This window comes from Streptomyces sp. NPDC030183 (genome assembly GCF_055573455.1).
In genome coordinates this window covers 1-7,954 of sequence record NZ_JBVIBK010000039.1, presented here as the reverse complement: position 1 = coordinate 7,954, position 7,954 = coordinate 1, and the positions used below count along the sequence as shown (strand labels likewise).

The window sequence follows — 7,954 nt, the reverse complement described above, 5'->3', positions numbered from 1 at the left end:
TGGCGATGCAGAGCGTCTCCCACCCCCCCTCCCCCCCCACCCCCCCACCCCCCCCCCCCCCCCCCCCCCCCGCCGCCGTGCGCGTGCGCTGGGGGCGCGCGGCGCTTAGCGGGGCGCAACCCATGCGCCAGCAGGGCTTAAGGGGCGGCGGCCAGGATCTCTCCGGGCGGGCCACCCGGCCGGGGGACATCCCCCGCTCCCGGCCGGGCAGGCCCGCCCGCGTACGACCGGACAGCCCCGCCCGCCGCCGGTACGACCAGGAAGGCCCCGAGCCCTCCGGCCGCATCCCCCGGGCATCGGCCCCCGCACCCCGGAGGAGACGGAGAACAGCGATGGACCATCTCGCAGAGCTCAAGGAGTTCGCGCGGCTGCACGCCCGCGGCCAGGGCATCGGTGAACGCCGGGTCGCGGCCGTACTGCCGAGGATCACCAACGACGAGCCGGGACACCCCGCGTCCTGGGCCCGGGTGTGGACCGCCGAGGCCGACCGGCTGGCCGTCGCCGGCCGCCCGCTCGACGCCTGCCGGCACTACGCGCTCGCCCGTTTCCCGTACCACGGCGACGACGTCCGGCGCCGGGCCCAGGACAACTGCGTACGGACCTTCGACGACTGGCGGCGCCGGAGGGGCGTCGAACGCCTGGTGCTCGACCACCCCGACGGCACGATCGCCTGCTGGGCGAGCGGTCTCGACGCCCGTCGCCGCCGGCCCCTGCTGCTGGTCATGGGCGGCATCGTCAGCGTCAAGGAACAGTGGGCGCCCCTGCTGCCCCGGCTCGCCCGCCTCGGCTACGCGGCCGTCGTCACCGAGATGCCCGGCGTCGGGGAGAACACCCTGCGCTACCACGCCGGGTCCTGGCGGCTGCTGCCGTTCCTGATGGACCGTCTGGCCGGCCGCGCCCGGGTGACCGACACCTCCGTCCTCGGCCTGAGCTTCAGCGGCCATCTGGCGCTGCGCGCGGCGGCCGAGGACCCCCGCATCCGTTCCGTGCACACCGTCGGCGCCCCCGTGGCCGGGTTCTTCGCCGATCCCGGCTGGTGGCCGCGCGTGCCCGGGATCACCGTCGCCACACTGCGCCGGCTCACCGGGGCGAGGGACGACGACGCGCTGCGCGAGCTGCTCGCGGACTTCCCCCTCGGGCCGGACGTCCTCGGCGCGGTCGACATCCCCGTCGGGTACGTGGTCAGCTCCCGGGACGAGATCATCCCCGGCACGGAGCGGCAGCTGCTCGCCTCCGCGCTGCCCCGCGTGCGCTTCAAGGAGTTCGACGACGTCCACGGCTCCCCGGCGCACCTGGGCGCCATGCGGAAGTGGCTGATCGCGTCACTCCTGCGGGCCCGCGTCACCCACCGCCTCAGCGGCCGCCGCGCCCTGCCGGCCGGGGGCGCGGGCCGGCACCCGGGGGTGACCGGCGGCGCGACCGGCTCGTCCGGCCGGTCCCGTGCGGTCGGCGCTGACACGTCCGGCGTGTCCGGCGCGTCCGGTCCCTCCGGCGCGGCGGACACCTCCGGCCCCGGGGGCGTCGGTCTGGCCCACGCCGTGCCCCGTCAGCCGCGCCGGTCCCCCGTCGAGTGAGAGTCCCGCACCCGTCCGCCGGCGCCCCCGCACCGGGCGCCGCCCCCACCGGTCGGCGGCGGAACCGCGACCGTTTCCGGTGCGCTTCCTCGCACACCTACCCAGAGGTGGCTGTCATGTCCTCCGTGCACACCCTCCGCGCTCCCTCCTCCCCGGCCCAGACGCACGCTCCCTGGCGGACGAGGACACCCGGCCAGGCCCAGCCCTGGCGTTCCCTGACCTCGCTCGGCCTCGACCCCGACCCCGAGGGCGTCCCCGGTGACCCGGCCCTCTTCCTCACCCGGCACGTCCCCGGCACCGGCGCCGACGGCGGTGCCGGTGCCGTCGGCGGCGAGGCCCCGGGCACCCCGGGCGTCGTCGAGTCCGCGCCGGTCCCGCGCCGCCCCGTCCGTGACCACCACCCGATCCCGCAGGAGGCCTGACCCATGGCCGACGACCCCTTCACCGCCCGCTCGCCGTTCCGGCCCAGCCACCAGCCGGGGCGGCCCAGGCCGCGGGCGGTGGGCCGCAACGAGGTCCGCGTCCGCACCCGTGAGCTGCACGGCTACCGCTTCGCCTACCGCATGGCCGGCAAGGGCGAGTCCGCGGTGGTGCTGATCCACGGCATCGGCGACTCCTCCGCGACCTGGGCCGACATCATCCCGGGCCTGGCCGCCCGCTACCGGGTCCTCGCCCCCGACCTGCTCGGCCACGGGGCGTCGGCCAAACCGCGCGGCGACTACTCCCCCGGGGCGTACGCCAACGGGCTGCGGGACCTGCTCAGCGCCCTGGGGATCGAACGGGCCACCCTCGTCGGCCACTCCCTCGGCGGCGCGGTGGCCGCCCAGTTCGCCTACCAGTTCCCCGAGCGCACCGAGCGGCTGGTCCTGGTCGGCAGCGGCGGCATCGGCCGCCAGGTGTCCCCGCTGCTGCGGGCCGCCACGCTGCCCGGCGCCGAACTGCTGCTGTCGGCCTTTCAACTCCCCACCGTACGATGGCAGTTGCAGATGTTCGTGCGGATCATGAAGACGCTGAACACGGGCCTCGGGGTCGACGCGCCGGATCTGCTGCGGGTGGTCGACGCCCTGCCGGACGCGAGTTCGCGCAGCGCGTTCGTCCGGACCCTGCGGGCCGTCGTCGACTGGCGGGGCCAGGTCGGCACGCTGCTCGACCGCTGCTATCTGACCCAGGGCATGCCGACCATGCTGGTGTGGGGCGGACGCGACATGGTGGTCCCGGCCCTGCACGCCGGGCTCGGCCATGTGTCCATGCCGGGCAGCCGGCTGGAGATATTCGAGGAGGCGGGACACTTCCCGTTCCACACCGACCCGGAACGCTTCCTCGGTGTGCTCCACGACTTCATCGGCCGCACCCGCCCCGCCCGCTTCAGCCCCGAGGAGTGGCGGCAACTGCTGCGCACCCGCCGTGCCCAGGCCCGCACGCGGGGCGCCCAGCCCCTCCAGGGCCGGGCCACCGGCTGACGACCGGCCGCGCGGGGGCCGGAGTGGAGAACCGGGCCCCTGCCACCGCCCTCGCCGGCCGTCCGGGAGCCGCGTGCCGGACGTCACGCGGCTCCCTCCCGGCGACGACCGCCACACGGCCGACGCCGCCCCCCGGCCCGGCGGTGGCGACGCCACACGGCCTTCGCAGGGGGCGTCCAACCACTTCCTTCGGCGACGGCGCTCCGGAGACGGCACGCCGCTTCCCGCCGGGTCAGGCAGCCGTGGCCGTTCCCAGGAGCCACATGCCGGGGCCGACCTCCACCGCGTGGCCGACGGGGGAGGGGCGGCGAGCGGGGTCCGGTGTCAGACGGGACAGGGTGCGGCGGACGTACTCCGTCCAGCGGCGGTCACCGAGCCGTTCCGCGGCCCGACCGCACTGCTCCAGCTGACGCATCGCCACCTCCACGCGGCCACGCCGCAGGTTGACCAGGGCGAGCCCCTTCAGCGCGGCCACCTCGCCCCGCGGATCCCCCTCGGCCGAGCACAGGGCCAAGGCCCGCCCGTAGCGCCGGGCGGCGGGCTCCAGCAGCCCCTGGCCGAGCAGGACGTCGGCGGCGCCGATCCGGCAGCGCGCCACCCCCGTCCGGTCACGGGCCTGCTCGAACGCCTGCTGCGCGGCCGTGTGGTAGCGCAGGGCCCGGTCGGCCTGGCGGCGCTGCCAGGCGAGGTCGCCCAGCGAGTGCCGGACAGCCGCCTCGGCCTCGGTGCTCCGGGCCCGCCGCGCCGCGTCCAGGGCGAGCCGGTGGGTCTCCTCCCACTCCTCCCACGCGGCACAGGCGTGGAAGTACCCGGCGGCGCTGCCCGCGAGGCCCCACACCAGGGGCCACAGCCCCGCCGCGTACGTCTGCCGTACCGTCTCCACCAGGCCCGTCGCCTCCTCGCGGAACCAGCCCAGCGGGCTCGCGCCGACGATCGCGGCCGCGTCGAGCCCGGGTTCCGCGGCGACCGGCCGGGCACGCCAGTCCCGTCCGGGGGCGAGCCGCCGGTCCGCGTACCGGGCGAGGCCCGCGTACGCCCGGCCCAGCCGCTCGACGGCGTCCCGCCGCGTCCGGCCGGCGTCGGCCTCCGCCTCCCGCAGCTCCGTGGCCAGCACCCGCAGCAGCGAGTGGAAGCCGTAGCGGACCGACCGGCCGTCGCTCCGGGCCTCCAGCAGCTGGGCCCGGACGAGTTCCTCGGCCGTCTCCTCCGCCTCCGCCCGCCCGGTGCCGAGCAGGGCCGCGACGGTCCACCCCGAGAAGTCGGCGGCCGGGGCCAGCGACAGCAGACGGAAGGCGCGCCGCAGCGCGGGACCCGCCTCCTGGTATCCCGTCAGCAGACTGGAACGCAGGTCGAGGTCGCCCTCGCGCAGCACACCGAGCCGGGTCCGCTCGTCGCGCAGCCGGCCCGCCAGCGCGGCCGGTGTGGTGTGCGGGCGCGCCGTCAGGGCCGCCGCGGCCACCCGCAGCGCCAGGGGGAAGCACCCGCACAGCCGGGCGATCTCGGCGACCGCCACCGGGTCCTGCGCCATGCGCTCGCCCCCGGCGGCGAGCAGCAGCTCCGCCGCCTCCTCCGGCCGCACCGCGTCCAGCCGCAGGTGCTCCGCGCCGTCGAGTGCGGCGGCCCGGCGGCGGCCGGTGAGGATCACCGAGCCGTCCGTGACGGCCCGGAGCAGCGGCCGTATCTGCTGCTCGGAGGCGGCGTCGTCCAGGATCAGCAGCATCCGGCGCCCGTGCAGGGCCCGCCGCAGCCGGTCCGTCAGCTCCTCGGGGTCGGTCGGCGGGACACCGGGGACGTCATCGGTGAGCCGGCGCAGCAGGGCCGCGCCCGCCTGCGCGGCGCTCAGCGGACGCCCCTGCGGGCCGCGCAGCCCGAGCAGCAGGCCGCCGTCCGGGAACAGGTCCGCCGTGCGGTGCGCGAGCTCCAGGGCCAGTGCCGTCTTGCCGACACCGGCCGGCCCGGACACGGCCAGCACCCGCACCGGCGGCCGGCCGACGCCGCCGCGCAGCGCCCGCTCCCCGTGCGCCAGTTCCTCGTGGCGGCCGACGAAGCCGGGTGGCGCGGGCGGCAGCGCGGGGGGCGGTACGGGCAGGGGGCGCGGCCCGTCGGCCGGGGCCGCAGCACGCCCGGCCCCCGGACGTCCCGGTACGCCGGCCCCACCGGCCGTACCGCCCGCCGGGTCGCCGCCCGTGCGGCGCGCGTCCCGGGGCGGCTGCCAGTCCAGCGAGGGCTCCCGGCGCAGGACGCGTTCGTGCAGCCGGGACAGACCCGGGCTCGGTTCGACGCCCAGCTCCTCCACGAGGGAGTGGCGCAGCCGCCCGTACACCCGCAGCGCGTCGGATCCGCGGCCCGTCCGGTACAGCGCCACCATGAGGTGCCCGTGCAGGGTCTCCCGCAGCGGATGCTCGTTGGCGAGGGCCAGCAGTTCCCCGGCGAGCTCCTGGTGACGGCCCAGCCGCAGGTCGGCGACGATCCGCTGTTCCAGGACCTCCATCCGCAGCTCGTCCAGCCGGATGGCGGCGGACTCCAGCCGCACCCCGTGCGGGATCCCCGACAGCGCGGGCCCCGTCCACAGGGCGAGCGCCTCGTGCAGCAGCCCCGAGGCCCGTTCGAAGTCGCCGTCCTGGTAGGCCGCGCGGCCCTCCGCCCGCAGCCGTTCGAAGCACGGCAGGTCGAACTCCTGCTCGGGCACCGCGAGGAGGTATCCGGGGGCCCGGGTGAGCAGCTCCCCGGAGCGCGCGGAGCCCCCGGCGTCGGCGAGGACCTTGCGCAGCTGGGAGACGTACACCTGGAGGGTGGTGGTCGCGGTGCGCGGGGGTTCCGTCCCCCACAGCTCGTCGATCAGGCTGTGCACGGGGACCACCTCACCGGCCTGCACGAGCAGGGTGGCGAGCAGGGCGCGCGGTTTCGCGGCGGAGGGAGTGCGGGGCGACAGACTCACCGGCCCCAGTACCCGGAAACGCATCGGAGAGCTCCTTGATCAAGACGGCGAGGGGAGAGGAGAGCGTCGGCCGGTCCGGGCGGCGTCGTGCGGTCAGCAGTCCTGGAGCAGGACGGCGGATGCGGTGCACAGGACCCGGCTGCCCTGGCTGAAGGCGAGCCGGGTGCGTACGGTGGGCCGGCCCGCCTCGTCGCGGACCGGTTCCTCCGCGACGACCGTGCAGGTCAGCGGAAGGTCGGCGTCGCCGAACCCGCGGAAGGACGCCCGCCAGCGGGTCAGCAGGGCGTGGGCGGGCCGCAGCCCGTGCAGTTCGGCGGCGACGAGCAGTGAGCCCTGCCGGGACGCCTCCAGGAACACCGGCCCGGGCACATGGTCACCGGGCACGGCCGCGAAGACCTCGTGGGAGGGGTCGGCGGCCACGGGCAGGACGAACTCCCCGTAGGGCGCCCGCAGCGGCGGTCCGACGACGACGTTGCGCGGGTCCTCGCGCCCGACCGACTCCGGTGCCACGGCGGCCGGCTCCTCCTGGGCGGCCACCATCGAGGCCAGTGGGCGCACCACCGGCGCGGTGCTCCGCAGGCTCTCCTGACGCCCCACCTCCCGGTGGGACCGGTACACCCCGGGCATCAGGAACTGCAGCCGCGCGGAAGCGCTCCCACAGCCGACGCCGTCGATCGCCACGTCGGCGCGGCAGTCGAGGCCCCGCGGGACGCCGTTGACCACGTCCGTGGGGGTCAGGGTGATGTCCAGCGTCAGATGGGCCGGCCGGCCGGTACGGCGCCACGGGGCCGGGTCGAGGATGTCGAGCCCGCTGGAGACGAAGACGGCGGGGCGGTCGGCGGGCACCCGGAAGTACTGGTGGGCGACGAAGTGCGTCACCTGGCGCAGGGTCTCGGCGACGAAGAGCAGGTCGTGGAAGGTGCCCGGCCCGTCGTTGAACGTCCCGTGCCCGCTGGGCAGTTCGGCGGACACCGCGAAGTGCTGCTCCACGGGAGCGGTGGCGTCCAGCAGGAACCCCTCCGGCGTGACGGGTCTGTGCAGCAGGTGGAGCGGTGCGACGAGACCTCTGGAGTCGGGGGCGGACGCGGCGGGCTGGGAGGTGAAGGTGATGTCCATCGGAGCTCCTTCTGGGACGGCCCGGGGTGCGCGGGGCACGGCCGGCGCGCACAACGCCACAGGGCGGTGGCGAAAAGATTCCGCCACCGCCTCCACGGTGTCCTGGAACACTGGTATCGGCCTGTACCTGGCCTGGAACCGGGCTGGATCACAGCGGGAACGGGCCATCCGCAGCCCGGACACCGGGGGGTGCGAGGGTTACGCGGCCTGCGGGGAACGCGCGGCGACCAGCGGATGGTCGGCGGCGAGCGGCCCCGCCGCGCTCGCCCCGCCGGGCGACCCGAGTTCGGCGAAGACCTCGGCGTCCGCCGTCCGGTAGGCGCTCCACTCGGCCGGGACGTCGTCCTCGAAGAAGATCGCCTCCACCGGGCAGACGGGTTCACAGGCGCCGCAGTCGACGCATTCGTCGGGCTGGATGTAGAGCTTGCGCGGACCCTCGTAGATGCAGTCGACAGGGCATTCGTCGATGCAGGCGCGGTCCTTGACGTCGACACAGGGCTGAGCGATCACATAGGCCATTGCTGTCCCTCCCCGGGGAACTGCGGTCGGACGGTTGCGGTGGTGCGGTTCACGGTCGGGCGGTCACGGGCGGGCGGTTCACGGTCGGGCGGTCACGGTCGGGCCGTCGTGGTGGAGCGGGGGTGACGGGTGGAACGGCCGACGCTCCAGGTGTCGTTGCCGGCGAGGAGGGCGGCGAGGTCGCCCTTGCCCTTCGACTCGACGGCCCTGTCGAGTTGGTCGGCCATCTGTGTGTCGTAGACGGGTCGGTCTACGGAGCGGAAGACGCCGATGGGGGTGTGGTGCAGGGTGTCGGGGTCGGCGAGGCGGGAGAGGGCGAAGGCGGTGGTGGGGGAGGGGGAGTGGGC

General features: G+C 76.2%; 6 protein-coding genes and 1 pseudogene. 3 read left to right on the top strand and 4 right to left on the bottom strand.

What is annotated here, in order from left to right; genetic code table 11:
* The first annotated feature begins 332 nt into the window (after positions 1 to 332).
* From ACZ4Z2_RS34005 to ACZ4Z2_RS33995, 3 genes are all read left to right on the top strand, one after another.
* Positions 333 to 1,574 (top strand): alpha/beta fold hydrolase, encoded by a 1,242-nt coding sequence (locus ACZ4Z2_RS34005; RefSeq protein ID WP_468081332.1) that lies wholly within the window; start codon positions 333 to 335, stop codon positions 1,572 to 1,574.
* Between the two features lie 116 nt (positions 1,575 to 1,690).
* The gene (locus ACZ4Z2_RS34000) at positions 1,691 to 1,996 is read left to right on the top strand and encodes a hypothetical protein (RefSeq protein ID WP_468081330.1); all 306 of its coding nucleotides are present in this window, start codon (positions 1,691 to 1,693) and stop codon (positions 1,994 to 1,996) included.
* A 3-nt stretch (positions 1,997 to 1,999) separates the two neighbouring features.
* On the top strand, positions 2,000 to 3,034 hold the full coding sequence (locus ACZ4Z2_RS33995) for an alpha/beta fold hydrolase (RefSeq protein WP_468081328.1): 1,035 nt from the start codon (positions 2,000 to 2,002) through the stop codon (positions 3,032 to 3,034).
* A 232-nt stretch (positions 3,035 to 3,266) separates the two neighbouring features.
* Here the strand turns inward: ACZ4Z2_RS33995 and ACZ4Z2_RS33990 are convergent, their stop codons facing one another.
* The 4 genes and pseudogenes from ACZ4Z2_RS33990 to ACZ4Z2_RS33975 all read right to left on the bottom strand — a co-directional run.
* Positions 3,267 to 5,996, bottom strand: a complete 2,730-nt coding sequence (locus tag ACZ4Z2_RS33990; protein WP_468081326.1) for an AfsR/SARP family transcriptional regulator — start codon at positions 5,994 to 5,996, stop codon at positions 3,267 to 3,269.
* A 69-nt stretch (positions 5,997 to 6,065) separates the two neighbouring features.
* A complete protein-coding gene (locus ACZ4Z2_RS33985; RefSeq protein WP_468081324.1) occupies positions 6,066 to 7,088 on the bottom strand; it encodes an AfsA-related hotdog domain-containing protein in 1,023 nt (340 codons plus the stop codon).
* A gap of 198 nt (positions 7,089 to 7,286) precedes the next feature.
* Entirely contained in the window at positions 7,287 to 7,607 is a 321-nt protein-coding gene (fdxA, locus tag ACZ4Z2_RS33980; RefSeq protein ID WP_468081323.1) for a ferredoxin, read from the bottom strand.
* 92 nt (positions 7,608 to 7,699) lie between these two features.
* A pseudogene (locus ACZ4Z2_RS33975) lies at positions 7,700 to 7,954 on the bottom strand (hypothetical protein); the annotation flags it as partial.